General features: G+C 66.9%; 29 protein-coding genes. 12 read left to right on the top strand and 17 right to left on the bottom strand.

The window, feature by feature from the left end; translation table 11 throughout:
- Positions 1 to 116 precede the first annotated feature (116 nt).
- Both ykgO and FG95_RS12050 read left to right on the top strand, forming a co-directional pair.
- Complete coding sequence (ykgO, locus tag FG95_RS12055) at positions 117 to 242, top strand: type B 50S ribosomal protein L36 (RefSeq protein WP_003046794.1); 126 nt, start codon at positions 117 to 119, stop codon at positions 240 to 242.
- 94 nt (positions 243 to 336) lie between these two features.
- Complete coding sequence (locus FG95_RS12050; protein WP_037556147.1) at positions 337 to 945, top strand: HAD family hydrolase; 609 nt, start codon at positions 337 to 339, stop codon at positions 943 to 945.
- On the opposite strand, the gene FG95_RS12045 is transcribed toward FG95_RS12050, so the two are convergent.
- The 3 genes from FG95_RS12045 to FG95_RS12035 form a co-directional block, all read right to left on the bottom strand.
- Positions 933 to 1916, bottom strand: coding sequence for a S41 family peptidase (locus FG95_RS12045; protein WP_052182323.1), 984 nt, complete (start codon positions 1914 to 1916; stop codon positions 933 to 935). The two genes, FG95_RS12050 and FG95_RS12045, sit on opposite strands and share 13 nt — an antisense overlap.
- Positions 1913 to 2332: a helix-turn-helix domain-containing protein gene (locus FG95_RS20545; RefSeq protein WP_052182322.1), complete on the bottom strand. Its 420-nt coding sequence runs from the start codon at positions 2330 to 2332 to the stop codon at positions 1913 to 1915. The genes FG95_RS12045 and FG95_RS20545 overlap by 4 nt, the downstream gene beginning before the upstream one ends.
- Positions 2333 to 2466: 134 nt before the next feature.
- A complete protein-coding gene (locus FG95_RS12035; protein ID WP_081933129.1) occupies positions 2467 to 4632 on the bottom strand; it encodes a S9 family peptidase in 2166 nt (721 codons plus the stop codon).
- Positions 4633 to 4713: 81 nt separating this feature from the next.
- On the opposite strand from FG95_RS12035, the gene FG95_RS12030 reads away from it, so the two are divergent.
- The 6 genes from FG95_RS12030 (at position 4714) to FG95_RS12005 (ending at position 9939) form a co-directional block, all read left to right on the top strand.
- Complete coding sequence (locus FG95_RS12030) at positions 4714 to 6540, top strand: aminopeptidase P family protein (protein ID WP_037556141.1); 1827 nt, start codon at positions 4714 to 4716, stop codon at positions 6538 to 6540.
- A 7-nt stretch (positions 6541 to 6547) separates the two neighbouring features.
- Positions 6548 to 7009, top strand: coding sequence for an acyl-CoA thioesterase (locus FG95_RS12025; RefSeq protein WP_052182324.1), 462 nt, complete (start codon positions 6548 to 6550; stop codon positions 7007 to 7009).
- A gap of 383 nt (positions 7010 to 7392) precedes the next feature.
- On the top strand, positions 7393 to 7860 hold the full coding sequence (locus FG95_RS12020; protein WP_037556139.1) for a hypothetical protein: 468 nt from the start codon (positions 7393 to 7395) through the stop codon (positions 7858 to 7860).
- A 34-nt stretch (positions 7861 to 7894) separates the two neighbouring features.
- Positions 7895 to 8839: a bifunctional diaminohydroxyphosphoribosylaminopyrimidine deaminase/5-amino-6-(5-phosphoribosylamino)uracil reductase RibD gene (ribD, locus tag FG95_RS12015; protein ID WP_037556188.1), complete on the top strand. Its 945-nt coding sequence runs from the start codon at positions 7895 to 7897 to the stop codon at positions 8837 to 8839.
- A gap of 8 nt (positions 8840 to 8847) precedes the next feature.
- Positions 8848 to 9474 carry a riboflavin synthase gene (locus FG95_RS12010; protein ID WP_037556137.1) on the top strand — a complete coding sequence of 209 codons (627 nt, stop codon included), beginning with the start codon at positions 8848 to 8850 and terminating at the stop codon, positions 9472 to 9474.
- Between the two features lie 30 nt (positions 9475 to 9504).
- Positions 9505 to 9939 (top strand): GFA family protein, encoded by a 435-nt coding sequence (locus FG95_RS12005; RefSeq protein ID WP_037556134.1) that lies wholly within the window; start codon positions 9505 to 9507, stop codon positions 9937 to 9939.
- Here the strand turns inward: FG95_RS12005 and FG95_RS12000 are convergent.
- The 5 genes from FG95_RS12000 to FG95_RS11980 form a co-directional block, all read right to left on the bottom strand.
- On the bottom strand, positions 9936 to 10427 hold the full coding sequence (locus FG95_RS12000; protein ID WP_037556133.1) for an MmcB family DNA repair protein: 492 nt from the start codon (positions 10425 to 10427) through the stop codon (positions 9936 to 9938). The two genes, FG95_RS12005 and FG95_RS12000, sit on opposite strands and share 4 nt — an antisense overlap.
- Before the next feature lie 115 nt (positions 10428 to 10542).
- The gene (gene ssb, locus FG95_RS11995) at positions 10543 to 11091 is read right to left on the bottom strand and encodes a single-stranded DNA-binding protein (protein WP_037556132.1); all 549 of its coding nucleotides are present in this window, start codon (positions 11089 to 11091) and stop codon (positions 10543 to 10545) included.
- Positions 11092 to 11119: 28 nt separating this feature from the next.
- Positions 11120 to 12979: a ferrous iron transporter B gene (gene feoB / locus FG95_RS11990; protein WP_037556130.1), complete on the bottom strand. Its 1860-nt coding sequence runs from the start codon at positions 12977 to 12979 to the stop codon at positions 11120 to 11122.
- Positions 12976 to 13224 carry a FeoA family protein gene (locus FG95_RS11985; RefSeq protein WP_037556128.1) on the bottom strand — a complete coding sequence of 83 codons (249 nt, stop codon included), beginning with the start codon at positions 13222 to 13224 and terminating at the stop codon, positions 12976 to 12978. Before FG95_RS11985 ends, feoB begins: the two co-directional genes overlap by 4 nt.
- 54 nt (positions 13225 to 13278) lie before the next feature.
- A complete protein-coding gene (locus tag FG95_RS11980; protein WP_037556126.1) occupies positions 13279 to 13944 on the bottom strand; it encodes a COQ9 family protein in 666 nt (221 codons plus the stop codon).
- 193 nt (positions 13945 to 14137) lie between these two features.
- Here FG95_RS11980 and FG95_RS11975 point away from each other — a divergent pair, with 193 nt between their 5' ends.
- Positions 14138 to 15223, top strand: a complete 1086-nt coding sequence (locus FG95_RS11975; RefSeq protein WP_037556124.1) for an alkene reductase — start codon at positions 14138 to 14140, stop codon at positions 15221 to 15223.
- Positions 15224 to 15375: 152 nt separating this feature from the next.
- On the opposite strand, the gene FG95_RS11970 is transcribed toward FG95_RS11975, so the two are convergent.
- Genes FG95_RS11970 through FG95_RS11955 form a run of 4 tightly spaced genes read right to left on the bottom strand, consistent with a single transcriptional unit; the run spans position 15376 to position 18363 of the window.
- Entirely contained in the window at positions 15376 to 15996 is a 621-nt protein-coding gene (locus tag FG95_RS11970; RefSeq protein WP_037556123.1) for a hypothetical protein, read from the bottom strand.
- Positions 15989 to 16414, bottom strand: a complete 426-nt coding sequence (ribH, locus tag FG95_RS11965) for a 6,7-dimethyl-8-ribityllumazine synthase (protein ID WP_037556122.1) — start codon at positions 16412 to 16414, stop codon at positions 15989 to 15991. Before ribH ends, FG95_RS11970 begins: the two co-directional genes overlap by 8 nt.
- Positions 16414 to 17688: a 3,4-dihydroxy-2-butanone-4-phosphate synthase gene (ribB, locus tag FG95_RS11960; RefSeq protein ID WP_037556186.1), complete on the bottom strand. Its 1275-nt coding sequence runs from the start codon at positions 17686 to 17688 to the stop codon at positions 16414 to 16416. Before ribB ends, ribH begins: the two co-directional genes overlap by 1 nt.
- Before the next feature lie 57 nt (positions 17689 to 17745).
- Positions 17746 to 18363 carry an ankyrin repeat domain-containing protein gene (locus FG95_RS11955; protein ID WP_037556121.1) on the bottom strand — a complete coding sequence of 206 codons (618 nt, stop codon included), beginning with the start codon at positions 18361 to 18363 and terminating at the stop codon, positions 17746 to 17748.
- 89 nt (positions 18364 to 18452) lie between these two features.
- On the opposite strand from FG95_RS11955, the gene FG95_RS11950 reads away from it, so the two are divergent.
- The 3 genes from FG95_RS11950 to FG95_RS11940 are packed head-to-tail and all read left to right on the top strand — an operon-like array spanning position 18453 to position 20258.
- On the top strand, positions 18453 to 19097 hold the full coding sequence (locus FG95_RS11950) for an SCO family protein (RefSeq protein WP_200880194.1): 645 nt from the start codon (positions 18453 to 18455) through the stop codon (positions 19095 to 19097).
- Positions 19097 to 19546 carry a YcgN family cysteine cluster protein gene (locus FG95_RS11945; RefSeq protein ID WP_037556119.1) on the top strand — a complete coding sequence of 150 codons (450 nt, stop codon included), beginning with the start codon at positions 19097 to 19099 and terminating at the stop codon, positions 19544 to 19546. The genes FG95_RS11950 and FG95_RS11945 overlap by 1 nt, the downstream gene beginning before the upstream one ends.
- Positions 19527 to 20258 carry a M48 family metallopeptidase gene (locus FG95_RS11940; protein WP_235211550.1) on the top strand — a complete coding sequence of 244 codons (732 nt, stop codon included), beginning with the start codon at positions 19527 to 19529 and terminating at the stop codon, positions 20256 to 20258. Before FG95_RS11945 ends, FG95_RS11940 begins: the two co-directional genes overlap by 20 nt.
- A 19-nt stretch (positions 20259 to 20277) precedes the next feature.
- Here the strand turns inward: FG95_RS11940 and FG95_RS11935 are convergent, their stop codons facing one another.
- The 5 genes from FG95_RS11935 to FG95_RS11915 all read right to left on the bottom strand — a co-directional run bounded on the left by FG95_RS11935 (position 20278) and on the right by FG95_RS11915 (position 25914).
- Entirely contained in the window at positions 20278 to 22476 is a 2199-nt protein-coding gene (locus FG95_RS11935; RefSeq protein WP_052182321.1) for a transglycosylase domain-containing protein, read from the bottom strand.
- A 53-nt stretch (positions 22477 to 22529) separates the two neighbouring features.
- A complete protein-coding gene (msrB, locus tag FG95_RS11930) occupies positions 22530 to 22949 on the bottom strand; it encodes a peptide-methionine (R)-S-oxide reductase MsrB (protein WP_037556118.1) in 420 nt (139 codons plus the stop codon).
- A gap of 87 nt (positions 22950 to 23036) precedes the next feature.
- Positions 23037 to 24140 (bottom strand): NAD(P)/FAD-dependent oxidoreductase, encoded by a 1104-nt coding sequence (locus FG95_RS11925; RefSeq protein WP_037556116.1) that lies wholly within the window; start codon positions 24138 to 24140, stop codon positions 23037 to 23039.
- The gene (locus FG95_RS11920) at positions 24137 to 24850 is read right to left on the bottom strand and encodes a methyltransferase domain-containing protein (protein ID WP_052182319.1); all 714 of its coding nucleotides are present in this window, start codon (positions 24848 to 24850) and stop codon (positions 24137 to 24139) included. Before FG95_RS11920 ends, FG95_RS11925 begins: the two co-directional genes overlap by 4 nt.
- Positions 24847 to 25914 carry a type III polyketide synthase gene (locus FG95_RS11915; RefSeq protein ID WP_037556114.1) on the bottom strand — a complete coding sequence of 356 codons (1068 nt, stop codon included), beginning with the start codon at positions 25912 to 25914 and terminating at the stop codon, positions 24847 to 24849. Before FG95_RS11915 ends, FG95_RS11920 begins: the two co-directional genes overlap by 4 nt.
- Positions 25915 to 25931 lie beyond the last annotated feature (17 nt).

Genomic DNA, 25931 nt, shown 5'->3' with positions numbered 1-25931 from the left:
ATGCCGGATCAAGTCCGGCATGACGAAATATGGGCGCGGAGCGGTTGACTTTTCGGTTGCTTCCCCATAGGTGCGCCGCTTCGCGTACAACGCTCGAAATTTTACGGAACAGAACGATGAAGATTCGCAACAGCCTGAAGTCGCTGAAGGACCGCCACCGGGACAACCGCGTGATCCGCCGCCGTGGCCGGACCTATGTGATCAACAAGACCAACCGCCGCTTCAAGGCGCGCCAGGGCTAAAAGTCCTGTCGGGACAGATGTCCCGCGCGCATTTGCGAGTTAGCGTGACGCCGTCGGATGCTTCCGGCGGCGCTTTCGCGTGTCTGGAGTGCCCATGATTCGCCAGAGCGTTATCTTCGACGTCGGCCGCGTCCTCTTCGACTGGGACCTGCGCTTTCTGTTCGCCAGGCTGATCGCCGACAAGGACGAGCTGGAATGGTTCGTCACCAATGTCGTCACGCCCGAGTGGCATTTCCAGCACGACGCCGGCCGCCCGCTCGCCGAGATGGTCCCCGAGCGGAAGGCCGAGTTTCCCGATCACGCCTTGCTGATCGACGCCTATGCGACACGTTTCAACGAGACGATCCCGGGGCCGATGCCCGGCAGCCTCGAACTGGTCGAGCGGCTCGACGACGCAAACGTGCCGCTGTTCGCGATCACCAATTTCGGGCATGAATTCTGGGAAGGCTTCCGCCCGACCCAGCCGGTGTTCGACCGCTTCCGCGACGTCATCGTCTCGGGCACCGAAAAGCTGATGAAGCCCGACCCCGCGATCTATGCCCTCGCAATCGAACGATTCGGCATCGATCCGGCGGGCGCGATCTTCATCGACGACAATGCGGCCAATGTCGCAGGCGCCGAATCGGCCGGGATCGCAGGGCATCATTTTCGCGGCGCGATGGAATTGGAGCGCGACCTCGTCGCGCGGGGCTATTTGTCCTGACTACCGCCGGGCGCTTTGGCGAGCGCTTCCTTCGCAAGCGATAGCGCGGTTTCGAGCGCCCGGTCGGCGGGGACCGCGACGTCGGGCTTGACCCCGACATCCTGCCAGTTGGTTCCGGTGATCGGATTGACCGACCGTTTCTCGGGCAGGCTCAGGGCGAAATGCGGGTGCACGCGGCGATATTCGAACGGGTTGGCGCCGCCTCCCGTGACTTCGCCGACGATCGTCGCGCGTTTCAGGGCCTGAAGGTCGTAAGCGAGCGCTTCGGCCGCCGAGAAGGTGCGCTTCCCGGTCAGGATATAGACCGGCTTCGTCTCGCCGAACCGGCGCCCTTCGGGCGGCGCAGGCGAGACATGGGGCGTCGTCTTGCCGCTCGGACGGTCGAAGCTGCCGCTAAGCGGCGACCCTGCGGGAACGAGCTGGCTGACGATTGTGTCGACCGTTTCCATGCCGCCGCCATTTTTGCGCAGGTCGATGATCAGCGCATCGCCCTGCGCCGCGACGGTCATCATCGCGGCAATGACGTCGCCGCCAAGCGCCGGGGGCGGGAAGACGCGAAGGTCGATCAGCATGATATTGCCGTCGAGACGTTCGATTTTCTGCACGCCATGATTGACGTGCGCGCCATAATAACGCTCGATCTCCGCGTCGAGAAAGGTCTTGTCGCCGCCGTCGGCGGGGATCGGACTGGCGCTGTAATCGACCGCGAAATGCCCGTCGCCCGAAGCCTGCCGCAGCCAGCCGGTCAGTGCTTTGGCGAAGGCCGGGCCGTCGCCCATATCCCTCCATTGCCCCTTCGCCCGGTGCAATTCGGCGGCTATCCGCTGCCCCTTGTCGGCGTCGACATAGCGCGTCGCGAGCAAGCGAGCGATTTCATCAATCATCTGTCCCCGGTCGGCGGCGCTGATCGACTGCGCAGCGGCGGGCAGTGCGAGGCACGCGAGCGCCAGCAAAAGCAGGGCACGTGTCATCGGGCACGTTCCTTCCTGATAAGATCGCCAAACGACTGGCGTTCGAGTTGTTCGAGGGCGGCATCGACGGCCGCGCCCAGCGGTTGCGGCAGCGCCGCATCGAGCGCCCGCGCGGCACCGGCGGTCGCGGTCCAGGTTGCCTCGAGATCGGGGATCATCGCGCGCGCCGCGATAGTGAGGGAAAAACGCCGTTCGCGCCGGTCGCGGCCGGGCACCGATTCTATCAGGCCTTGGCGAACCATCGTCTGCAGCGTCTGGGTGGCGGCGGGCTGGGTGAAGCCGAGCGCGGCGACGCATTCGCCGACCGATGCCGACTCGCGTGCCATGAGCAGCCGGAAATAGGGGTAGAAGCGCGGCCGGAAGTTCAGGCCCGCGTCGCGATAGGCCTGCTCGACCGCATCGTCGAGCGCCGCCACCAGCAGCCGCAGACGTGTTCCAAGGCCCGAACGACAATCCATATATAAGTGCTTATATATAGTGCTCTCATCGATGCAACCCTTGAGATCGGGGCAGCGACCGCGGGCGGCTTAGTCGATACGGGCTATCGTTATTATTTCTCGACTCCGAGCTGCGTCAGCACGAAGGCGAACTCCTCGGCATCCTCGCGCAATGCGCCCCAGCGGCCCGACTTGCCGGCATGGCCTGCGCCCATATTCGTGCGCAGCAGCAAGGTCGCGTCGTTGGTGCGGACGCTACGCAGCTTCGCGACCCATTTGGCGGGTTCCCAATAGGTCACGCGCGGGTCGTTGAGCCCCGCCGACACCAGCATCGGCGGATAGGCTTTGGCGGTGACATTGTCGTAGGGGCTGTAGCTCAGCATATAGTCGAACGCGGCCTTGTCGGTGATCGGATTGCCCCATTCGGGCCATTCGCCGGGGGTTAGCGGCAAGTCCTTGTCGACCATCGTGTTGATCACGTCGACGAAGGGCACGCCCGCGAGCACCGCGCCCCAGAGTTCGGGCGCCTGGTTGTAGACCGCGCCCATCACCTGCCCGCCCGCCGAGCGGCCCTCGATCGAAATCTTGCCCGCGCTCGTATATTTGGCGGCGATCAGGCCCTTGGCGACGTCGATGAAGTCGTTGAACGTGTTCTTGCGCTGATCGGTCTTGCCCGCGAGATACCAGGCGCGGCCGAGGTCGTCGCCGCCGCGAACGTGCGCGATCGCATAGATCATCCCGCGATCGACAAGGCTGAGGCGCGTCGTCGAGAAGCCCGGCGGGACGCGGTAGCCGTAAGAGCCATAGACATAGAGGTGCATCGGCGCGCTGCCGTCGCGCGGCGTGCCCCTTTTGTAGACGAGCGACACCGGAACCGGCGTGCCGTCGCGCGAGGGCATGTGAACCAATTCGGTTTGATAATCGTCGTGATTATAACCTGATGGAATTTCCTGCACCTTCAGCGTCTCGAGCTTGGCGCTCGCCAGATCGTAATCGAACACCGTGTCGGGGGTGACCATCGATTCATAGTCGAGCCGCAGCTTGTCCTGATGATATTCGGGATTGTCGCCGAGCCCTGCGACATAGGTCGCCTCTGGGAACTGGATCCGGCCGGGGGTCAGCGGCGCGTCATATTTGCGGATATCGACCTGATCGACGCCCTTTTCACGCGATTCGAGCACGAAATAGTCGCGGAAGACCGACAGGCCGGTGATGTAATTGTCATCCGAGCCGGGGATCAGCGTCTTCCATTCGCCGGGCTTCGCAACGCTCGCGGTCGCGACACGGAAATTGGGATGTTCGTCGTTGGTGTGGATGTAGAGCGTCCCCTCGCGCTCATCGACGCTATACTCGCGGCCCTTTTTGCGCGCCGAGACGAGCTGCATCGGAGCTTCGGGATTGTCGGCGGGGAGCAGATAGACCTCGCTCGTCTCGTTATCGCCCGTCGCGATCACGATATAATTGTCGGCGGCGGTCTTGCCGATCCCGACGCCGAAGCCGATGTCGGGCTCCTTGTAGAGCAATTTATCCTCGGCGACCGGCGTGCCGAGCTTGTGCAGCCGGACATTGTCGGTGCGCCAATTCTCGTTGGCGAGGCCGTAGAGGATCGCGTCATTGCCCGACGTCCAGACGAGCGACGACAAAGTGCCGGGGATGGTGTCGGGAAGCAGCTCGCCCGTCTCGAGGTTGCGGATGCGCGCCTCGAAGCGTTCGGAGCCATTGTCGTCGAACGAATAGGCCATCAGCTTGCCGTTCGGGCTCACCGACACTTCGGCGAGGCGGAAATAATCCTTGCCCGCGGCCATCGCGACCTCGTCGAGGATCAGTTGGGTGTCGCCGGAGCCTGATGCGGGCTTGCGATACCATTTCTTATACTCGGCGCCTTCTTCGAACTCGACCCAATAGAGCCAGTCGCCATCCTTCTGCGGCACGGAGGAATCGGCTTCCTTGATCCGGCCCTTCATCTCCTGAAACAGCGTCTCGACGAGCGCGGCGTGCGGCTTCATCGCGGCATCGAAATAGGCATTCTCGGCCTTCACATAGTCGAGCACATCCTTGTCATCGATCGTCGGATAACTCGCGTCCTTCAGCCAGTGGTACGGATCGGACAGCGTCTTGCCGTGCAGCGTCATTTCGTGCGGGCGCTTTTCCGCAACGGGCGCGGCGGGCAGGGCGGGGGTCGGGCTGGTCAATTCGGCGTCTTTCTCTTTGGCGAACGAAGGGGAGGCAAACAGGGATGATGATGCGACAAGCGGGGTGGCAATTGCCGCCAGAAACATCCAAATAGCGCGCATCACAAAATCCCCCGCGGTGCCGCCCGGAAGGGCGGGATCGGTTGATGTAGGAACAAGGAAGCGACCATGTCCAGCCCCGTCCATGCTGAACGCCTTGCACGCGTTCGCGCCGAACTCGCCAAGCGCGGCCTCGACGGCTTCGTCGTGCCGATCAGCGACGAGCATATGAGCGAATATGTCGGCGACTATGCTCAGCGTATGGCGTGGCTGACCGGCTTCGGCGGCTCGGCAGGGACCGCGGCGGTGCTACCCGAAAAGGCGGCGGTGTTCGTCGACGGCCGCTACACGGTGCAGGTGCGCGATCAGGTCGACGGAACGCTGTTCGACTATGTCGGCGTGCCGCAGTCGAGCGTCGCCGAATGGCTGGGCGCCAACGTCAGTGCGGGACAGAAGGTCGGTTACGATCCGTGGCTGCACGGCATCGACTGGGCGCGGGGGCTGGAGAAGGCGCTCGCCGCGAAGGGCGCGAGCCTGATCGCGGTCGACGCGAACCCGCTCGACGCGGCGTGGGACGACCAGCCCGCGCCGAGCGACGCGGTGGTGACCGTGCATGATGCGGCACTCGCGGGGCAGGGCGCGGTGGAGAAGCGCGAGATCATCGCCGACTGGCTGAAGGCGAAGGGGCTCGACACGACGGTGATGACCGCGCTCGATTCGATCGCGTGGACCTTCAACATTCGCGGCGAAGACGTCAGCCACACGCCGGTCGGGCTCGCCTTCGCGCTGCTCCACGCCGATGCGACCGCCGACCTGTTCATCGCGCCCGAAAAGCTAACCGACGCGGTGCGCGCGCATCTCGGCAACAGCGTGCGGATCCATGATCGCGACGCGTTCGAGGCGGCGCTCGCGGATCTTTCAGGCAAGAAGGTGGCGGTCGATCCCGACCGCGCGGTCGCGGCGATCTTCACCGCGCTTGAGGGCGCGGGCGCGAAGGTCGAGCGCCACCGCGACCCCGCGGTGCTGCCCAAGGCGATCAAGAACGAAACCGAGCTTTCTGGCACCCGCGCCGCGCATGTCCGCGACGGCGTCGCGGTGTCGCGCTTCCTCAAATGGATGGAGGAGGTCGCGCCCGAAGGAAACCTCGACGAACTCGGCGCCGCAGCGAAACTGCGCGAATTTCGCGATGCCAGCGGGGTGCTGAGGGATCTGTCGTTCGACACCATCTCGGCCGCGGGTCCCAACGGCGCGCTGCCGCATTACAAGGTCGACGAGACGACCAACCGCGCGATCGAGACGGGCACGCTCTATCTCGTCGACTCGGGCGGCCAATATGCCGACGGCACGACCGACATCACACGCACGATCGCGATCGGCACGCCGACCGCCGAAATGCGCCGCCGCTTCACGCAGGTGCTCAAAGGCCATATCGCGCTCGCGGTGGCGCGCTTCCCCAAGGGGACGCGCGGCAGCCAGCTCGACATTCTGGCGCGGCAATATCTGTGGGCCGACGGGGTCGATTATGCGCATGGTACCGGCCACGGTGTCGGCACCTATCTCGCGGTTCACGAAGGGCCGCAGCGCATCGCCAAGCCCGCAGGCGGGCAGGCGGGGACCGAAGAGCCGCTCCACGCCGGCATGATCCTCTCGAACGAGCCCGGCTATTACAAGGCGGGCCATTTCGGCATACGCATCGAGAATCTGGTGGTCGTCACCCCGCAGCGCATCGCGGGCGCCGAGGAGGATATGCTGGGGTTCGAGACGATCACCTTCGCACCGATCGCGCAAAATCTCGTCGATGTGTCGCTGTTGTCGGGCGCCGAGGCCGACTGGCTCGACGCCTATCATGCCGAGGTGCTGGCAAAGCTCGGCACGGGGATGGAAGGTGCGGAACGCGAATGGCTCGAAGCCGCGTGCGCGCCGCTCGACCGCACTCCCGCCGCGCTCGCCGCCTGAGCACCGCATGACCGATCACCGTAACGATGTGCCGCTCGGCGATTTCCGCGTGCAGGAGCGCGTTCGCGTGCGCTTCAACGAGATCGACGGACAGAATATCGTCTTCAACGCCAATTATCTGGTCTACGCCGACATCGGGGTGACCGAATATTTCCGCGCGCTCGGCGAGGGGCAGCCCGGCCCCTATTTTAACCAATATGGAACAGACATTCGCGAGACGCATTGCGAGATCGACTATCATGCGCCCGCGCGGCTCGACGAGCTGATCACGATCGCCGCGCGAATCAGTCGCTTCGGCCGGACGAACTTCACGCTCCATTGCGGGATTTTTCGCGATAATGAACGGCTTACCGACATCGAGATCAGCTATGCCCATCTCGACACCGATAGCGGCCAACCAACACCGCTGCCGGGCAGTTTCATTGCGGAAGTGCGGCGATTCGAGGCGCGGACGCCGACCCAGGACTGATAAGCCCTTGGATTGTTTCCACTTCGTGGAAACGCCCGGCACCGGCCCGCTCCCCCACCCGGCCTCCCCGACGATAATAGCCTATGGGAGGCCGGGTGGGGGAGCGGGCCGGTGCCGAATCAATCAAAAGAAACCGAATCGACCCTCTCAACCAAAAAAGTCGAAAAAAAGGGCCGCCCAAGGGCGGCCCGTGAAAGTTTTGGGAGAGGATGCCTAAAAGGCAAGTGTGATATTGCAGTGCACAATGAATGTTGCAACTGCGAAAAAAGCATCCGTAATTGCATTTTTTGCAATCGCCGGCCTTTTTGACCGCCATCCGATGCAATCGACGCGCCGCGCCGCTTCCTCTCGCAAATCGCCGCAAGATCGCCTAAATTGCGCGGATGGGAATGTTCAACAAAGTCGACGTGGGCGGCGGCCTGTCCGATTTCTGGTCCTATATCCGCGAACCGCGCCCGCACCGCTGGGCGATCTGGGGCGTCGCGCTCGCGCTGACCTGGCTCGTCTTCAACGGGATCGAACAATATCTGATCCCCTATGAGAAGCCGAAGGCGCAGATCATCTATTTCGAAAATTGGAAAGCGACGCGCAGCGCCGACGAGATTCGCGCCGACTGGGTGGCGCGCGCAAAGGAAACAACGCTGCAAAATGCGAAGAAGCGCGCCGAATATCAGCGTTTCGCCGACAGCCTCGGCATCGAATATGATTCGAGCGAGGCCGACAAGGTGACGCGCGAGACGCTGGGCGAGGAAGCGGCCGCGGCGGCGAAGGAAAAGCCGGCGCCGGTGCAGACGCGCTCGACGCTCGCCGAGCGCGCGGCGCGCGGCGCGCCGCCCAAAGCCGCCGACTGACCGGATGCGCCGAGCGACCGCCGACGCCGACTGGATGGCGGTTGCCATCGCGCTGTCGCGGCGCGGCCGGCCGGTCGCCGCACCCAACCCCAATGTCGGCTGCCTGATCGTCAAGGACGGGCGCGTCGTCGCGCGCGGCTGGACCCAGCCCGGCGGTCGCCCGCATGCCGAAGCGATGGCGCTCGCGGCGGCCGGCGCTGCGGTGCGCGGCTCGACGGCCTATGTCAGCCTAGAACCCTGTGCGCACGCCAGCCCGCGCGGCCCGGCGTGCAGCGATGCGCTGATCGCCGCGGGCGTCGCGCGGGTTGTGATCGCGGCGCAGGATCCCGACCCGCGCACCGACGGCAAGGGCATAGAGCGGCTGCAGGATGCGGGGATCGAAGTGGTCTTCAACGTCCTTCCCGCCGACGCGCGCGCAGCGATGGCGCCCTGGTGGACGCGGCAGGCCCTGGGCCGGCCCTTCGTGACGCTGAAGCTCGCGACGTCGCTCGACGGCCGTATCGCGATGGCCGACGGGTCGAGCCGCTGGATCACCGGCGCCCGCGCCCGCGCGCACGGGCATCTCGAACGCGCCCAACATGAGGCGATCCTTGTCGGGCGCGGGACGCTCGACGCCGATGCACCCAAGCTCGACGTGCGCTTGCCGGGGCTCGAAGGCCGCGGCCCAAAGAAGCTGCTCCTGACCAAGGGCGCCGCGCCCGAGGGCTGGGCGGCCATCGCATCGCCCGAATCGATCGATGGAATCGACTCGCTGCTCGTTGAGGGCGGTGCCGGCGCAGCATCGGCCTTTCTCGCCGCCGACCGCGTCGACCGGCTGCTCCTTTATCGCGCGCCGATCCTGATCGGCGGCGGCAGGGCGGCGCTCGGCGACATCGGCCTCGCCGATCTCGCCGATGCGCACGGGCGCTGGCGGCTTGATGACAGCCGGATGCTTGGCAGCGACCGGCTCGACGTCTACGAGCGCGTCAGAGAAGGATAACGCGACCCATGTTCACCGGCATCATCACCGACATCGGCACCATCCGCAGCCGCGAGGACCGCGGCGACACGCGGCTCGTCATCGAGACCGCCTATGATGTGGGTAGCATCGATATCGGCGCGTCGATCGCCTGTTCGGGGGCGTGTCTGACGGTCGTCGATAAGGGTGTGGACGCGGACAGCAACGGGCCCGGCGGCTGGTTCGCGATCGATGCGAGCGCCGAGACGATCGCGCGCACCGCGCCCGGGATGTGGGAGGCGGGGCGCCGCCTCAACCTCGAACGCGCGCTGAAGATCGGCGACGAGCTTGGCGGGCATATCGTCACCGGCCATGTCGACGACATCGGACATATCGTATCGGCCGAGCCGATCGGCGACAGCGTGACGGTCACCGTCGCCGCACCCGCGTCGCTCGCGCCGCATATCGCGCCCAAGGGATCGATCACCGTCGACGGCGTGTCGCTGACGGTCAACGAAGTGACCGACCAGCCGAACGGCGAGGCGCATTTCACGCTCAACATCATCCCGCATACGCAGGAGATGACGACGCTGAACGAGGCGGCGGCGGGGCGTCCGGTCAATCTCGAGATCGACATCCTCGCGCGCTACCTCGCCCGCATGCAGGCGCGGGGATAAGGGCACCGCAAACGGGGAAGGAGGTCGGCGATGGCAACGGCGATACGCGGTTCCTGCCTGTGCGGCGATATCCGTTTCGAAATCGACGGAAAATTCGGCGCCGCCGGCCAATGCCATTGTTCCAAATGCCGCAAGGTATCGGGTACGGACGGCAATGCCGTCTTCTATGCGCCGGCCGCCAGTTTCCGCTGGCTGGCGGGCGAGGATTTGATCGAACGTTTCGCCGTCCCCGACGGCGGAGGCTGGGCATCGCATTTCTGCCGGCGATGCGGCAGTCCAGCGCCGCTAAGCGACGCGAACGGCAAGTTTTTCTTTGTACCGGCGGGCCTGCTCGACGACGATCCGGGCTTCCGCGGTTATGCGGCGCATATTTTCGTCGGGTCGAAGGCGCCCTGGGTTTGCATCGCCGATTCCGCGCCGCAATATGAAGCGGGCTTTGATTCGGCACGGATCGACCGAGGCTAACCCTCTCCCCAACCCGCCGCCAGTTCAGGGTCGGCCGCGACCATAGACCGCCGCATCGCGAGCCGTCCGATCCGCAGCAGTTCCGCCTTGCGCCGCGCGGGGGCGAGGTTGCAGCTTGCGGCTTCGCGCACCACCGCCGCGCCATAGCGGTCGGCGATAATCAGCCCCGAGCTTTCGGGACGATAATCGGAAGTTTCGAGGATCGCCGGGTCGAGCCCCGAGGCGAGCGCCCAATAGAAGCGGTCGCACCAGTCGCAATAGTCGGGCCATTTGCCGTCGCCGTGCAGGTCGGCGCGGCTGACCTTGATCTCGACGATCGTGATCTGGCCCTTGGCATCGATCGCGGTGAGGTCGGTGCGCCGCCCGTTGGGCAAGGTGACCTCGGGAATCGCGACCAGCCCCGCCTGCGCGAACAGCCGGCACACGCCGCGCGCGACGTCCGCGGCGGTGATGGCTTGATCGAGATTGACGCCAGCTTGCAAAGCCATCGCTTCAACTCATGCCGTTCGCCCTGAGCTTGTCGAAGGGCCGTTCTTCTTCGCCGCGACGCCACAGAAAGGACGGTGCTTCGACAAGCTCAGCACGAGCGGGTTTAGGTAGACGTCAGAACGGGACGTCGTCGTCCAGATCGTCGTCGAACGGCGGGCGTCCGCCGCTCGAGCTGCCGCCGCCGCCCTGGTTCCAGCCGCCGCCCGAGCCGCCGCCGCCCGAGGAGCTGCCACCGCCCTGATCCCAGCCGCCGCCGCTCGACGAACCTCCGCCCCAGTCGCCACCGCCGCGCGAGCCGCCGCCACCGCCGGGCGCGCCGTCGAGCATGGTCAGCGTGCCGCCCATGCCCGCGATCACCACTTCGGTCGTGTAGCGGTCGTTGCCGTCGCGGTCCTGCCATTTGCGAGTGCGCAGCGAGCCCTCGATATAGACCTTCGAGCCTTTTTTGAGGTAACGCTCGACCACCCCGACCAGCCCTTCGCCGTTGATCACGACATTATGCCATTCGGTGCGCTCCTTGCGCTCGCCGCTCATCCGGTCCTTCCACTGTTCGCTGGTCGCGATGCGGATATTGGCGATCTTGCCGCCATTCTGGAACGATTTGATTTCGGGATCGGCACCGAGGTTGCCGATCAAAATTACCTTGTTGACGCTGCCAGCCATCCGCCGCTCCGCTTGAAGATTGGGAGGATCAGCCGAGTCCGAAGGCGACGGCCGTCCAGTAAGTGATACCAGCAGCGGCATAGGCGAGCAGGAACAAATAGCCAACCATGAACATCGGCCATTTCCATCCATTGGTCTCGCGCCGCGTGATCGCGATCGTCGAGATGCACTGCGGCGCAAAGACGAACCAGGCGAGGAAGGCGAGCGCGGTCGCGATGCTCCAGCGGCCCGCGATGCGATCGCCGAGTTGCTCGGCCATCGCCTCCTCGTCGTCGCCCGCATCGATGGCATTCGCCGTCGCCATCGCCGATACCGCGACTTCGCGGGCAGCCATCGCGGGGATCAGCGCGAGCGCGATGTCATGATTGAAGCCGATCGGCTTGACGACGACTTCCAGCGCACTCGCGATGCGGCCGCCAGCGCTATATTCGACCTGGCTCTGACCCGCCGGTGCCTGCGGAAAGGTAAGAAGCAGCCAGAGGACGACCGTCGTCGCGGCGATGATCGTGCCGGCGCGGCGCAGGAATATCCACGCGCGCTGCCACAGCGCGATGACGATGTCGTTGAGACGCGGCCACTGATAGCGCGGCATTTCCATCATGAAGCCTGTCGCATTGCCCTTGGTCACCGAACGGCGGAGGAAGAAGGCGACGAGCAGCGCGCCGACGATCCCGCTGATGAACAGCCCGAACAGCACGAGCCCCTGCAGCCCGATCGGCGTCCCGCCGACCTTCTGCGCGGGAATGAAGGCGCTGATGATCAGCGTATAGACCGGCATCCGCGCCGAACAGGTCATCAGCGGCGCGATCAGGATCGTCGTCAGCCGGTCCTTCTCGTCGGGAATCGCGCGCGTCGCCATGATGCCGGGGACGGCACAGGCAAAGCTCGACAGAAGCGGGATGAAGCCGCGCCCCGACAGCCCGACCTTGCCCATCAGCCCGTCCATCAGGAAGGCCGCGCGCGTCATATAGCCCGATGCTTCCAGCAGCAGGATGAAAAGGAAGAGGATGAGGATTTGCGGGAGGAAGACAACGACCGCGCCGACGCCCGCGAGCAGACCTTCGACGACGAGCCCGCGCAGGAAATTGTCGGGGAAGCCGTCGACCACCCAGCCCTGCAGAATGCCGACCCCGGCTTCGAGTGCGTCGGCAAAGGGCGTTGCCCACGAAAAGACCGCCTGGAACATCACGAACATCAGCGCGACAAGGATGATGAGGCCGAGGACCGGATGGAGCGCGACATTGTCGACGCGCTGCGTCCAGCGCCGCACCGGGGTTTCGGTCAGGATCGCCGCCTTGGCCATTGCACGGGCGCGCTGGTGAAGCGCGGCGTCGTTCTGCGGCGCCGGAACGGCTTCGCGCGGCTGGTGCGACCGGATCGCGCCGTCGACCGCGGCGAGCAGATCGGTCAGCCCGCGCTTGCGCACCGCGACGGTCGGCACGACGGGCACGCCCAGTTCCTTCGACAGCCGTTCGGCGTCGAGCGTCAGCCCGTCGCGTGCCGCGAGGTCGACCATGTTGAGCGCGACGACGGTCGGCAGGTTCAGCGCGAGCAGTTCGAGCGCGAAACAGAGATGATTGTCGAGGTTCGCGGCGTCGAGCACGACGATCAGCGCGTCGGGGCGCTTCTCGCCCTCCTGACGGCCCAGCACGACGTCGCGCGTCACCGCCTCGTCGAGGCTCGCGGGGGTCAGGCTGTAGGTGCCGGGAAGGTCGATCAGCGACAGCGGGCGGCCGTCGGCGAAGCTGGCGTGCCCCGCCTTCCGCTCGACCGTGACGCCGGGATAATTGGCGATCTTCTGCCGCGCGCCGGTCAGCGCGTTGAACAGGCTCGATTTGCCGGCGTTGGGATTGCCGACGAGCGCGATCGAGGGAATCGCCGCCGTCATGCAGCGGGCTCCACTTCGATCGCCGCGGCTTGTCTGGCGCGGATGATCACCTTCATGCGGCCGACGGTCAGCGCGAGCGGATCGCGCGAAAAGATGCTGCCACGGTGATGCGGGGTGACTTCGCACCCTTCCATCAGGCCGAATTCGCGCAGGCGCCGGCCCTCGTCTTCGGACATGGCATTCCAGTCGATACGGGCGATCCGCACCATCACGCCCAAGGGCGATTTGTCGAGCAAAGCAGTCATTTGCGAGCGATTATCAATAACAGCCGCGCGGCGCCAGTCCTTTATCTAGAGCGCTCAGCGCCCCGGATAGCGCAGCCGGCCGACGAAGCGCGCGAGGCTGGGCCGTTCGATGCTGCGCGCGGCGCGGCGGTGCTTCCAGCTTTCGAAGCGCATCACCTGATCGATGCGGCGCGCGAGAAAGGCGCGCGTATCGGCGAAATCCTCGCTCTCGTCGTTCAGGAACACCGCCATCGTCGAGCCGTAGACGGCGCCGAGGATCGCGCGCTTGCTGTAATGATTATAGTCGGTCGCGGTGTCGCCCGCGAGCCGCCACATATGATCGGCGGCGCGCCAGCCGAGCTTCGCGGCGTGCGGCGCATTGGTCGGCAGCGCGAGCAAAGCGAGTGCGCGGCGCAGCGATTCGCGGTGCGGCGCGAGCAGGGCGATGCGCGTTTCGACGAGCGTCGTGATCCGCTCGCGAATCTTGAGCGCCGCGAGTTTCTCGGCGGGCCAGCGCGTTTCCATCGCCACATCGACATCGGCGAACCACGCGTCGACCATGTCGCGCGCGCCGCCCGGAAAGGCGAGGCGCGCGACGTCGGGGTCGACGCCGACGCGCGCGGCGGCATCGGCGAGCGCGGCGTCACCGAACCCGTCGAACGCCGCCGAGGCGGCAATCAGCGGCGCGAGCGCGGCGCGAATTTCGTCGAGGGTCGGGTCGGCGGGCAAGATCGAGGCCATGAGCGTCAGATAGGCCGCGCCGCGCGGTTCGGCAACCGCGCGGGCACAACCATGTCGACGCGCACCTTCTTCGCTGTCATTTAGATTTTCTTTTGCTACTCACCATTGTGCCGGCCCCGCTGCGTCCATAGCTTCGCGGGCCAAGGCGGCGGCCGATGGGGCCGCGCGCAATGAAAGTGAATGTGGAGGAAATATGGCCGTATCCCTGTTCGATCCGATCAAGCTGGGCGCGATCGACGCGCCGAATCGCATCATCATGGCGCCGCTGACCCGCGGCCGCGCCGGACCGGGTTTCGTGCCCAACGAGCTGGCGCGCGAATATTATCGCCAGCGCGCCTCGGCGGGGCTCATCATTTCCGAAGCCACGGGCATTTCGCAGGAAGGGCTCGGCTGGCCGAGCGCGCCGGGCCTGTGGACCGATGCGCAGGTCGAAGGCTGGAAGCCGGTGACCGACGCGGTGCATGAAGCCGGCGGGCGGATCGTCGCGCAGCTCTGGCATATGGGGCGCGTCGTCCATTCGGTGTTCAACGACAGCAAGCCGCCGGTTTCGGCGTCGGCGACGCAGGCGCCGGGCAAGGCGCATACGCCGGTCGGCCGCCGCGAATATGAGGTCGCCCGCCCGCTCGAGCTGGGCGAGATCCCCCGCGTCATCGCCGACTACGCCAAGGCTGCCGAAAATGCGAAGCGCGCCGGTTTCGACGGCGTCCAGTTGCACGGCGCCAACGGCTATCTGATCGACCAGTTCCTGCGCGACGGGTCGAACCTGCGCGACGATGATTATGGCGGCCCGGTCGAAAACCGCATCCGCCTGCTCCGCGAAGTCACCGAGGCGCTGATTTCGGTCTGGGGCAAGGAGCGGGTCGGCGTGCGCCTGTCGCCCAATGGCGATACGCAGGGCGTCGACGACAGCGCGCCCGAAAGGCTGTTTCCGATCGCCGCCGCGGCGCTGGACGCGCTCGGCATCGCCTTCCTCGAATTGCGCGAACCCGGCCCCGACGGCACCTTCGGGCGTACCGATGTACCGAAACAATCGCCTTCGATCCGCGCGGCTTTCAAGGGCCCGCTGATCCTCAACAGCGACTATGATGTCGCGCTCGCCGAACAGGCGCTCGCCAGCGGCACCGCCGACGCGATCGCCTTCGGGCGGCCGTTCATCGGCAACCCCGACCTCGTCGAGCGGATCCGGCACCGCGCCGAATGGGCGGCCGACAATCCGCAGACCTGGTATTCGCCGGGCCCGGAAGGCTACACCGACTATCCGGCGCTGCAGCCGGCGTGAGTTGCCTCGTCCTCCCTGTCGCGTAGCGATGGGGAGGGGGACCGTTCACGTAGCGAATGGTGGAGGGGCAACGGCGTCGCGTCCTTGCCCCTCCGTCAGCCCTGCGGGCTGCCACCTCCCCATGGCCTTCGGCCACAGGGAGGATATTCAAGCTAGCCTCGCTCGGCCAGCGCCTTGTCGACGATACCAGCGCCGATCGGCCCGAGAAAATTGCCGCCGAAGCGGAACAGCAGAAACGCGCCGACGAACAACAGCAGCGGCGCGATGAAGGCGACGACGATCGCCGCGATCACCACTCCGAAAAACAGGAACATAAGGCGGCCGGTCAGTTCGGACTGCCCGTTCGGGCCCAGCTCGATCGTGCGCGGCCCCTTTGCATCCCACCATTTCGCTGTAACGATCGTCTTCCGGTCGCTCGCTTGCGGTTGAAGCGCCGGCCGCTCAGGAATGCGCGCGGGCTGCGGCTGGCCCGCGCCCTTCACCTTCTGTCCCCATGGCTGCTTGCGGTCCATCGTGGCGACGGCGTTCCGGCCGTTCGATGGTCGTGGCAATTCGCGCTGCGTCACCGGGGCGGCTTCGGCAAGCTCGAGGATCGCCTCGGGGCCGGCAGCCTGCGCCGCGGGGCGAAGGGGTTCGACCCCCATGCGGCGATCATGCGCATCCATACGCTCGGCCGCGGTCGGCGGGATCTGCCCGGTCTCGCGGTCGATCACCACCAGCCGCCCGCCGCGCTCGACGACCGAAAAACGGCTGGGGGGCGGGCGGTCAACCAATACCGAATTGTTCCTTGAGCGCGAGCATCGCGAGCGCGGCCTTCGCCGCTTCGCCGCCCTTATCCTTGCGCGTCTTGTCGGCGCGCGCAAGCGCCTGTTCTTCATTCTCGACCGTCAAAATGCCGTTGCCGATGGCAAGGCCGTCGAGCGTCAGCGCCATGATGCCGCGCGCGCTCTCGTTCGACACCACCTCGAAATGATAGGTCTCGCCGCGAATCACGACGCCCAACGCGACATAGGCGTCGTAACGACCGCTGTCGGCGGCAAGCGAAATCGCCGCAGGCACTTCGAGCGCGCCCGGCACCGTCACCGTTTCGTGGCTATGCCCCTCGCCCTCGAGCGCGCTCCGCACGCCGTCGAGCAGCATGTCGTTGAGGTGCGAATAGAAGCGGGCTTCGACGATCAGAACATGTGCCATCAGGCTTCTCCGGGAATCGGGCGTTCGCCGACGACCGACAGGCCATAGCCTTCGAGGCCGACGATATTGCTGTGGGTGGGGGTGAGCAATTCCATCGCGTGGACGCCAAGGTCGGCGAGGATCTGCGCGCCGATGCCATAGGTGCGCAGGTCCATGCCGCCGGTCGGCGGCGGCAGCGCGTCGGCATCGGCCGAGCCGGGCAGCGGGCGCATCAGCATCACGATCACCCCTGCGCCGGCTTCGCCGATCGCGTCCATCGACCGCTGGAGGCGGCGCTTCTTGGGACCCGGGCGGCCCATGATGTCGTCGAAGAGCGAAACGGCGTGCATCCGCACGAGCGTGACGCCTTCAGGATCGACCGGCCCCTTCTGCAGCACCAGATTGACGCTGCCGTCGATCTTGTTGCGATAGGATTTGAGGCGCCAGTCGCCGCCATAGTCCGATTCGAACGGATCGTCGGACACGCATTCGACCAGCCGGTCGCTGCGGTTGCGATAGGCGATGAGGTCGGCGATCGTGCCGATCTTGAGGCCGTGGCGCCGCGCGAAGGGGATGAGGTCGTCGAGCCGCGCCATCGTGCCGTCGTCGTTCATGATCTCGCAGATCACGCCCGAGGGATTGAGCCCCGCGAGCCGCGCGATGTCGACCGACGCCTCGGTATGGCCGGCGCGCACGAGCACACCGCCGTCGCGCGCGATCAGCGGAAAGATATGCCCCGGCGTCACGATGTCGTCGCGAGTCTTGCCCGCGTCGATCGCGACCGCAACGGTGCGCGCGCGGTCGCCCGCCGAAATCCCCGTCGTCACGCCCTCGCGCGCCTCGATCGAGGTGGTGAAGGCGGTTTCGTGCCGCGTGCCGTTGTTGCGGCTCATCAGCTCGAGCCCGAGCGTGTCGACGCGCGCCTTGGTCAGCGTCAGGCAGACGAGGCCGCGCCCGTGGGTGACCATGAAATTGATCGCGTCGGGGGTCGCCATCTGCGCGGGGATGACGAGGTCGCCCTCATTCTCGCGGTCCTCGTCGTCGACGAGGATGAACATGCGCCCGTTGCGTGCCTCGGCGATGATCTCCTCGGGGCTCGCCATCGGCGACAGATCGCTGCCGTTCGCGAGCCAGTTTTCGAGCTTGCGCAGCGTTTCGGCGGTAGGGTTCCAGCCGGGCGAGTCGAGGTCGCGCAGGCTGTTGGCGTGGAGACCCGCGGCGCGAGCGAGACCCGAGCGGGACATGGTGCCGTCGTCGACGATGGCGCGGATACGATCGATGAGCATTGTGGACATGATCATCATGTCTCACATCATAATGTGATTGTCAATTCATCTATCACATTGACTTGATCATTGCGGGCCGAAAGTCGGCCCGAACTCGCGCTCCGGCGCATCGGCCTTCGCTTCGAGCAGCGCGAGAACGCGTCCGCTGCGATCGTCGCGCTTGGCATAGTCGCGCGCCGACATGCCGGCGATATGGTCCGCCTTGTCGGGATTGGCGCCCCGCTTGACGAGCAGCCGGACCATCGCGACATTCCGCGTCTGCACCGCGAGGATCAGCGCGGTTTCGCCGCGCCGGTTGGTCTGGTCGACAGGCGCCTTGCGGTCGAGCAGCTCTTCGGCGCCGTCGGTGAAGTTGATGAGCGCGGCGTGCATCAGGGGGGTCACTTCCTGGCGATCGCCGATCGACGGATCGGCGCCCTTGGCGAGCAGGAAGCGCAGCCAGCTGATATCACGCCGCTTGGCGACGATGATCAGCGCGGTTTCGCCCGTGTCGGGATTGCGCGTGTTGACGAAAGAGGGGTCGTCCTTCAGCGCCTCGGTCGCTTTGGTCCCGTCGCGATTCTCGACCGCCTGCAAAAAGGCATAGCCGCCGCGGAACTGCGCCTGCGCAGGATGGACAAGGCCCGCAACCGCGAGCAGCAGCAACAGGCAAGAGGCGAGGCGGAATTCCGCGCGTCGAAACATGATCGGGCGACCCCCTGGGGCAATTTGTCCGCCGCGCACGGCGACGACAATGGTTGATTTTCGCAAGCTAGCCGACCAAGGCTGGCCACATGATGAATATCGCAAATATGGGACAAAGGCTTGTCCGTGCAAGCCTGATCCTCGCTTTCGGCGCCGCGCTCGCGGGATGCAACGGCGCGGGCGAAGGCGCGCCCGCCAAGCCGCCGCTCGAAGGCGCGCGGATCGGCGGCGCCTTCACGCTGACCGACCAGAATGGCAAAACGGTGCGCGACAGCGATTTCGCCGGCCAATATCGCCTCGTCTATTTCGGCTACAGCTTTTGCCCCGACATCTGTCCGGTCGACCTGCAAAAGCTGATGCGAGGCCTGTCGCAGTTCGAAAAGACCGACGCGGCGCGCGGTGCCAAGGTCGCGCCGCTCTTCATCACCGTCGATCCCGAACGCGACACGCCCGAGGCCTTGAAGCCCTTCGTCGCGCGTTATCATCCGCGCCTGCTCGGCCTGACCGGCACCCCCGAACAGATCGCCAGCGTCGCGAAAGCCTTTGTCGTCACCTATAACAAGGTGCCGGGCTCGGCGCCCGACCGCTATCTGATGGCGCACAGCCAGCTCGCCTTTTTGATGGATCCCGACGGCAAGCCGCTCGCGCTGCTGCCGCTCGACGATCCCTCGACCGACGTCGACGAGGGCGCTCCGGGCAAGGTCGCCGCCGAGCTGGCGAAGTGGGTGAAGTGATGGCGGCAGGGGCGACATCGGAGCGCCCCTTTTGGGAAGCGCCGCTCGCCAGCCTCGACGCCGGGCAATGGGAGGCTTTGTGCGACGGCTGCGGCAAATGCTGCCTGCACAAGCTGGAGGATGAGGATACGGGCCGCATCTATCCCACCAATGTCGCGTGCCGCCTGCTCGACCTTACCACTGCGCGCTGCAGCGATTACAAGCACCGCCGCCGCCATGTTCCCGACTGCCTGACATTGACCAAGGCAAAGGTCGACGACCTCGAGTGGTTGCCGCAGAGCTGCGCCTATCGCCTGCGCGCCGAGGGCGAACCGCTGCCCGACTGGCATTATCTCGTCTGCGGTGATCGCGAGGCGGTGCACCGCGCGGGCCAGTCGATCGTCGGCTGGACGGTCGGCGAAGATGTCGCAGGGCCGCTCGAGAATCATCTTGTCGAACGCGCCGTTTGATCCGTCGGCGGACCGGCCGCACATCCGGGTCGGCGACGAAACCTGGCCGGTGCGCCTCGTCCGCCATGCGCAGTCGCGCCGCTACCGCCTCGTCTTCGACGGCGCGCGCGGCGAGCTGCGGCTGACGGTGCCGCGCCGCGCCAGCGAGCGCGCCGCGCTTAAATGGGCTGGCGAGCAGCAGGCGTGGCTCGCCGAGCAGGCGGGCAGGGCGGTGGTGCCGATCCTCGTCGGACCCGGCGCGGCGCTGCCCTTTCGCGGCGTCGAGCGCCATGTCGACTGGGCGCCGGCGGCGCCGCGCGCGATTCGCCTCGACGGCGGCCGGTTGCACGTCGGCGGTCCGCTCGAAACACTCGGGCGGCGAATCGAACGCTGGCTGAAGGCGCAGGCGCTCGACCTGATGGAGCGCGAGAGCCGCGAGATTGCCGCCGCCGCGGGGCTCGCGGTCGGCCGCGTGGGGGTCGGCGATCCGCGCAGCCGCTGGGGCAGCTGCACCCATGACGGCGACCTTCGCTACAGCTGGCGGCTGGTGATGGCGCCCGACCATGTCCGGCGCGCGACCGTCGCGCACGAGGTCGCGCATCTTCGCCATATGGACCATGGCGCGGCGTTCCACGCGCTCGTCGACGAACTGCACGACGGCGACGTCGCGGCGGCGCGCGGCTGGCTGCGCCGCGAAGGGCGCGGGCTCCACCGTTATCGCTTCACAAGCTGAACCGGCTTAGCGCCGGGCCCTAGTAATCGCCCGATTCCGACGGCGGGCGCTGTTGCGGCTGTCTCGCTGTCGACGGTGGCGCGGCCTTCGGAACCGTGATCAACCTGGGCTGGCCGCCATTCTTCGGCACCGCGCCGTTGTCGGCGGGCGGGCGGCGCCCGGTCTGTTCTTCGATCCATTGCTGGTCGAGCACGGGTCCTTCGTCGACCGGCGGCGGCATCGGTCCCGTCATTTCGGGCGGGCGGCTGTCATAGGGCAGCTCGATCGGCATGCCATTCTCGTCGACGAACCCGTCTTCACCGGGCTCGCCCATATAGGCTTCGTCTTCGTCCTCGAGCTGCCATTCGGGCAGCACGACTTCGGTGTCGAACTGCTCGACCGGGCGCCGCGCGACCGCGACGCGCATATAATCGGCGAACGCCCGGGCGGGTGCGCGTCCACCCTGCAGCCCGCCGACGGGTTTCGCATCGTCGCGGCCCATCCACACGCCGGTGGTGATCCCGCTCGAAAAGCCCAAAAACCAGCCGTCCTTGTTGCTCGACGTCGTGCCGGTCTTGCCGGCGACGGGACGCCCGATCTGCGCCGCCCGGCCGGTGCCGGTGTTGACCGCGGTCTGCAAAAGGTCGGTGATCCCGGCGGCGACCCAATGATCGACGAGCGTCTGTCCGCGCTCGGCGGGACGCTGATAGAGCAATTCGCCGCCCGCCGTCGTCACCTTGGTGATGCCATAGGGCTGCACCGACACGCCGCCGCGCGAGACGGCGGCAAAGGCGGCGGTCATATCGATCACGCGGACCTCGGCGCTGCCGAGCACCATCGAGGGGTGGGTGTTGACGGGCGTGGTGATGCCGAAGCGGCGCGCCATGTTCGCGACCGCCGAAAATCCGACCTCGTCGCCGAGCTTCGCCGCGACCGTGTTGACCGAGTAAGCGAAGGCGCTGCGCAGGTCCATTGTGCCCGCGAAACGGCCCGACGAGTTGCGCGGGCTCCAGCCGTTGATCGTGACGGGCTCGTCAACGACCGGATCATTGACCTTATATCCCGCCTCGAGCGCCGCCATATAGACGAACAATTTCCACGCCGACCCCGGCTGGCGAAGCGCCTGCGTCGCGCGGTTGTAGTTCGACGCGACATAATCGCGGCCGCCGACCATCGCGCGCACCGCGCCGTCGCGGTCGAGCGAGACCAGCGCGCCCTGCACCCCGGCGGGCGTGTCGGCCTGGATCGCCGCGGTCGCCGCGCGCTGCATGCCGAGGTCGATTGTGGTGTAGACGTCGAGTGCCTCGCTGCCTTCGTCGATCAGCATGTCGAGCTGCGGCAGCGCCCAGTCGCTGAAATAGCGCGCGCTGTTCTGTCCGGTTTCCTTCGCGAGCTGAACGTTGGCGGGCTCGGCGGCGTCGGCCTGCGCCTGGGTGATGACCCCGGCATCGACCATGACGTCGAGCACGACGCCGGCGCGCCCGAGCGCCGCTTGCGCATCGGCGGTCGGCGAATAGCGCGACGGCGCCTTGACGAGCCCCGCGACGACGGCGGCCTCCGACAGCGACATTTCGGTCGCGCTATGGCCGAAGAAACTGTTCGACGCGGCATCGATGCCATAGCTGCCGCCGCCGAAATAGACCTTGTTGAGATAGAGTTCGAGAATCTCGTCCTTCGAGAATTTCCATTCGAGCGCGAGCGACAGGACCATCTCGCGCATCTTGCGCGCCCAGGTATAGCTGTTCGACAGGAAGATGTTGCGCGCGAGCTGCTGGGTGATCGTCGAGGCGCCCTGCAGCCGGCGGCCGGTGCCGTAATGCTGCGCCGCGAACACCGCCGCGCGCGCCATGCCGACGGGATCGACGCCCGGATGATAGCGAAAGCGCCGGTCCTCAACCGCGACCATCGCATCCTGCATCACCTGCGGCGTTTCCCTGAGGGTCAGCCAGCGCCCGTAATTGGGCCCGAGCGACAGGAAGACCGTGCCGTCGGCGGCGCGGACGCGGATCGTCTGCCCCGCCGGAGATTTCTTGAGTTCCTCGAAGCTCGGCATGCGCTGCACCGCGATGCCGACCGCCACGCCCAGCGCGACGAGAGCGACGACCGCAAGGCCGAGGCCCCAGCGAAGGGCGCGGCGCAGCCACACACGCCAGCGCGGCGGACCACCACGGGGCGTGCCGCTGCGCTTGCTGGACGATGACGATTTATTCGACGAAGCTTGCTGTCTTTCGCGGCGCAAAGCCCGTATTCCTTCCCTCGCGTCGCCCCTGATGCGTCAGTAGCGAGGGCGTGTCAGCCTTCGCCGGTTGACGCCTCATCCTGCCCGCGGTCCGCGAAGTCAAGCGCCGCGCTGTTGATGCAATAGCGCAGACCATCGGGTCCGGGGCCGTCGGGGAAGACATGGCCGAGGTGGCCTTCGCATTTCGCGCAGCGCACTTCGGTGCGAACCATGCCGTGGCTCGCGTCGCGATGTTCGCTCACCGCACCGCCCGCGGCGGGCGCGGTATAGCTCGGCCAGCCCGACCCGCTGTCATATTTGGTGCGGCTGTCGAACAGCGGCGCGCCGCATCCGGCGCAATGATAGACGCCGTCGCCCTTGTGGTCGGTATATTTGCCGGTGAACGCGCGTTCGGTGCCGCCTTCGCGCAGCACATGATGCGCCATCGGGTCCAGCGGCTTGCCGGGCGTCTTGTCGGTTTTCGGGTCGGTCATGGAGAATCTCCTTCGGATGGGCCGTATCCGGCCATCGATGTTATCCCTAATATCGGTGACGCGCAGCGCCGCCGCAAGGGTGAGCGGTCAGCGCGGGTCGATGCGCGTCGCGTGCGAGGTCATTCGCACCAGCGCGGGAAAAAGTGACGCCGCGCGTGTCATCGCCCCAGCGGTGCGCGGGTTTTCGCCGAGCCGCCATACGAGATTCGCGAGCGCGAACGGGCGCGTCATCGCCGCGGCGAGGCGGCGCTGGAACGCCGGCGCGGCATCGCCGCCGCGGTGGCGCCACGCCGCCACTGCGGCCTCGGCGCTGGCAAGGGCGAGACCCATGCCCTCGCCCGCGAGGCTGGGGATCACTCCCGCCTGATCACCGAGCCGGAACAGGCCGGGTGCGCTCTCGGCGGTTCGCCAGCCATAGGGGACGTGGCCGATCGCATCGACGGCCTGCGACCAGTCGGCGTGCGCCAGCCGCTCGCCAAGGTGCGGCAGCGCATTGCCCAGCATATGGAGTAAGGCGGCCGGATCGCCGTTCGCTTCGTCGAGCCGCGATTTATGGACAGCGAGGCATAGATTGCCGCTGCCGTCCTCCTGCCGCACCAGCCCCGCATAGCCGCGATCGAACAGATGCAGCTCGACCGCATCGCCGACCAGCCGGGCGAGCGCGGGATGCGCGGGCAAGCGCAGCCGCAGCCCGCTGGCGGGATCGCCGCGCTGCCATCGGGCGGGCTCGCGCGGGAAACCGCGAAAGCCGTGCTTGCCGGCCGCGAGGAAGATCGAGGCCGCCGCCAGCGCCGCGCCATCGCGCGTCTGCACCGCGCCGTCGTCGATCGCCGTCGCATGGACGCCGCGTTCGAGGCCCGCGCCCGCAGCGACCGCAGCCGCCTGGAGCAGGCTGTCGAGCTGGTGGCGCGACACCCCCATGGCTTCGCCGGGCAGCGGTGTTTCGCTTCGCCGCTTGCCCGCGAAGAGGCGCACGAAGCGGACCGATTGCCCGCCGAGCGACGCCCGGTCGATCCCCAGCGCGTCGAGCCGCGCCAGCGTCCGCCAGCTCAGAAAGCCGCCGCACAGCGCGTCGCCCGTTTCGCGCGCGCGGTCGAGCAGCAGAACCTTGGCACCGCCGCGCGCCAGCCCGATTGCCGCCGCCGACCCCGCGGGTCCGGCACCGACGACGATCGCATCGGACGCGGTCACCGGATGCGCTCGACGCAGAGGCGATACGGAAAACTGCGGAAGATACGGCATTCGTCCGCCACATCGGGCAGCGCCTCTGCCAGCATCGCCGACCATTCGGCGCGGCGAAAGCTGCGCCCGACCGACAATTGGCCGTCGCGCCGCACGATCGGATCGACCAACGCCAGCGCGGCGAGCAAGGGATAGCCGGCAAAGGGCAGGCGCCGGCGGTGGAGGTCGTTGACCAGCCAACCGCGCGCCGCCTCGGCTTCCATAAAGCGCAGAAATTCGGTGCGCTCGGCGGACGTCATATGGTGGCTGACGAGGCTCGACAGGATGATGTCCCACCCCTGTCCGGCCAGATCGCGATAGTCGCCGGTGACAAGCCGCGCGCGGCCGCCAAGTCGCGCTCTGGCAACGGCCTCGCTCTTCGGGTTGAGGTCGACGCCGGCGAGATCGAGTGCAACGCCCCGGCGTTCGCCCCAGCGCGCGATCCGCACGAGCACGTCGCCCGCGCCGAAGCCGACATCGAGAATACGCCAAGGGCGGTCGCCAATAGCACGCGCGCGGACCCGGTCGAGAAACCCCAGTGTCGGCCGCGGCGCGAGCGTCAGCGCGTTGATCCGTGACAGGTCGGCAAGCACTTTCGCATAGCGATCGGGCGGCAGTTCGGCGGCGTCCATTTCCTCCTCGCGCGCGATCGGCACCCGGAGGCTGGCGAAGGGGTTCATGCGCGGAACCGGATCGCCTCGGCGGCGAGGCCGGGGCCGAAGGCGATCGCGATGCCCTCACCGCTCGCTCCGCGCGCCATCATGTCGGCGAGCACGAACAGGATCGTCGCCGACGACATATTGCCGAACCGCGCGAGCACCGCGCGGCTGTCGGCGAGCGCGTCGGGCGGGACCGCCAGCGCATGTTCGACCGCGTCGAGCACCGATCGGCCGCCGGCGTGGACCGCGAGCAGCGGGGGCGCCCCGGCATCGCCGAACAATTCGCGCTGGACGTCGGGGTGAGCCAACGCCTCGCGCAGCCGCCCCGGCACCTCACCCGACAATATCATCTCGAAGCCCTTGTCGCCGATGTCCCAGCGGATCAGATCTTCGCTGTCCTTGAGCGCGAGGCTGCGTCCCTCGCCCAGTTCGAGTCCGCTCGGCGCGGCCGAGACGATCCCCGCCGCGGCGCCATCGCTGAACTGCAGCATCATCAGCAGCGGCTCGGCCTCGTCGGCGGGAGCGAGGTGCAGCGTCGACAGTTCGACGCTGACCACCAGCACGACGGCGCCCGGTTCCGATCGCACGATGTGCCGCGCGGTGCGCAGCGCGGTGACCCCCGCATAACAGCCCATGAAGCCGATCAGCACGCGTTCGACGGTTGCGGACAGCCCCAGCCGTCGCGCGATGATCTGGTCAATGCCGGGCGCGACGAAACCGGTGCAGCTCGCGACGACGATATGGGTGATCCGCGCCGGATCGAGCGCGTCGCCCAATGCCGCGATCGCCTGCATCGCGAGGTCTGGCGCATGCTGCGCATAGGCCGCCATGCGGACCGATGTCGGCGGCAATCCGGGAACGTCGTAAAACCCGCCCGCCGCGACCGGCGACCCGCCGCCCGGGGTGGGCGGCAGCACCGACCAGCGATGATCGATCCCCGACCGCGCCGCCATTCGCGTAAAGAGCGCGCGCACGCGCTCGTCGCTGAGCCGCGGCGCCGCCCAGTCGATGAAGGCCCGATGGACATCATGCCCCGGAACCGCGGTGGCGAGGGCGTTCAGCCAGGGAGAGGGAGGCGTGCTCATCGCGCAGATGTGGCCGA

The organism is Sphingopyxis sp. LC363 (assembly GCF_000756385.1).
Classification (GTDB): domain Bacteria; phylum Pseudomonadota; class Alphaproteobacteria; order Sphingomonadales; family Sphingomonadaceae; genus Sphingopyxis.
Note: the sequence above shows the minus strand (reverse complement) of the source record. Positions and strands in the feature narration are given on the sequence as shown.

What these genes read in the sequence shown, in the direction of transcription:
- ykgO (WP_003046794.1), top strand. Translation starts at nt 117, where the DNA reads ATGAAGATTCGCAACAGCCTGAAGTCGCTGAAGGACCGCCACCGGGAC.
- FG95_RS12050 (WP_037556147.1), top strand. Translation starts at nt 337, where the DNA reads ATGATTCGCCAGAGCGTTATCTTCGACGTCGGCCGCGTCCTCTTCGAC.
- FG95_RS12045 (WP_052182323.1), bottom strand. Translation starts at nt 1,916, where the DNA reads ATGACACGTGCCCTGCTTTTGCTGGCGCTCGCGTGCCTCGCACTGCCC.
- FG95_RS12035 (WP_081933129.1), bottom strand. Translation starts at nt 4,632, where the DNA reads ATGTTTCTGGCGGCAATTGCCACCCCGCTTGTCGCATCATCATCCCTG.
- FG95_RS12030 (WP_037556141.1), top strand. Translation starts at nt 4,714, where the DNA reads ATGTCCAGCCCCGTCCATGCTGAACGCCTTGCACGCGTTCGCGCCGAA.
- FG95_RS12025 (WP_052182324.1), top strand. Translation starts at nt 6,548, where the DNA reads ATGACCGATCACCGTAACGATGTGCCGCTCGGCGATTTCCGCGTGCAG.
- FG95_RS12020 (WP_037556139.1), top strand. Translation starts at nt 7,393, where the DNA reads ATGGGAATGTTCAACAAAGTCGACGTGGGCGGCGGCCTGTCCGATTTC.
- ribD (WP_037556188.1), top strand. Translation starts at nt 7,895, where the DNA reads ATGGCGGTTGCCATCGCGCTGTCGCGGCGCGGCCGGCCGGTCGCCGCA.
- FG95_RS12010 (WP_037556137.1), top strand. Translation starts at nt 8,848, where the DNA reads ATGTTCACCGGCATCATCACCGACATCGGCACCATCCGCAGCCGCGAG.
- FG95_RS12005 (WP_037556134.1), top strand. Translation starts at nt 9,505, where the DNA reads ATGGCAACGGCGATACGCGGTTCCTGCCTGTGCGGCGATATCCGTTTC.
- FG95_RS12000 (WP_037556133.1), bottom strand. Translation starts at nt 10,427, where the DNA reads ATGGCTTTGCAAGCTGGCGTCAATCTCGATCAAGCCATCACCGCCGCG.
- ssb (WP_037556132.1), bottom strand. Translation starts at nt 11,091, where the DNA reads ATGGCTGGCAGCGTCAACAAGGTAATTTTGATCGGCAACCTCGGTGCC.
- feoB (WP_037556130.1), bottom strand. Translation starts at nt 12,979, where the DNA reads ATGACGGCGGCGATTCCCTCGATCGCGCTCGTCGGCAATCCCAACGCC.
- FG95_RS11985 (WP_037556128.1), bottom strand. Translation starts at nt 13,224, where the DNA reads ATGACTGCTTTGCTCGACAAATCGCCCTTGGGCGTGATGGTGCGGATC.
- FG95_RS11980 (WP_037556126.1), bottom strand. Translation starts at nt 13,944, where the DNA reads ATGGCCTCGATCTTGCCCGCCGACCCGACCCTCGACGAAATTCGCGCC.
- FG95_RS11975 (WP_037556124.1), top strand. Translation starts at nt 14,138, where the DNA reads ATGGCCGTATCCCTGTTCGATCCGATCAAGCTGGGCGCGATCGACGCG.
- ribH (WP_037556122.1), bottom strand. Translation starts at nt 16,414, where the DNA reads ATGGCACATGTTCTGATCGTCGAAGCCCGCTTCTATTCGCACCTCAAC.
- ribB (WP_037556186.1), bottom strand. Translation starts at nt 17,688, where the DNA reads ATGTCCACAATGCTCATCGATCGTATCCGCGCCATCGTCGACGACGGC.
- FG95_RS11955 (WP_037556121.1), bottom strand. Translation starts at nt 18,363, where the DNA reads ATGTTTCGACGCGCGGAATTCCGCCTCGCCTCTTGCCTGTTGCTGCTG.
- FG95_RS11950 (WP_200880194.1), top strand. Translation starts at nt 18,453, where the DNA reads ATGATGAATATCGCAAATATGGGACAAAGGCTTGTCCGTGCAAGCCTG.
- FG95_RS11945 (WP_037556119.1), top strand. Translation starts at nt 19,097, where the DNA reads ATGGCGGCAGGGGCGACATCGGAGCGCCCCTTTTGGGAAGCGCCGCTC.
- msrB (WP_037556118.1), bottom strand. Translation starts at nt 22,949, where the DNA reads ATGACCGACCCGAAAACCGACAAGACGCCCGGCAAGCCGCTGGACCCG.
- FG95_RS11920 (WP_052182319.1), bottom strand. Translation starts at nt 24,850, where the DNA reads ATGAACCCCTTCGCCAGCCTCCGGGTGCCGATCGCGCGCGAGGAGGAA.
- FG95_RS11915 (WP_037556114.1), bottom strand. Translation starts at nt 25,914, where the DNA reads ATGAGCACGCCTCCCTCTCCCTGGCTGAACGCCCTCGCCACCGCGGTT.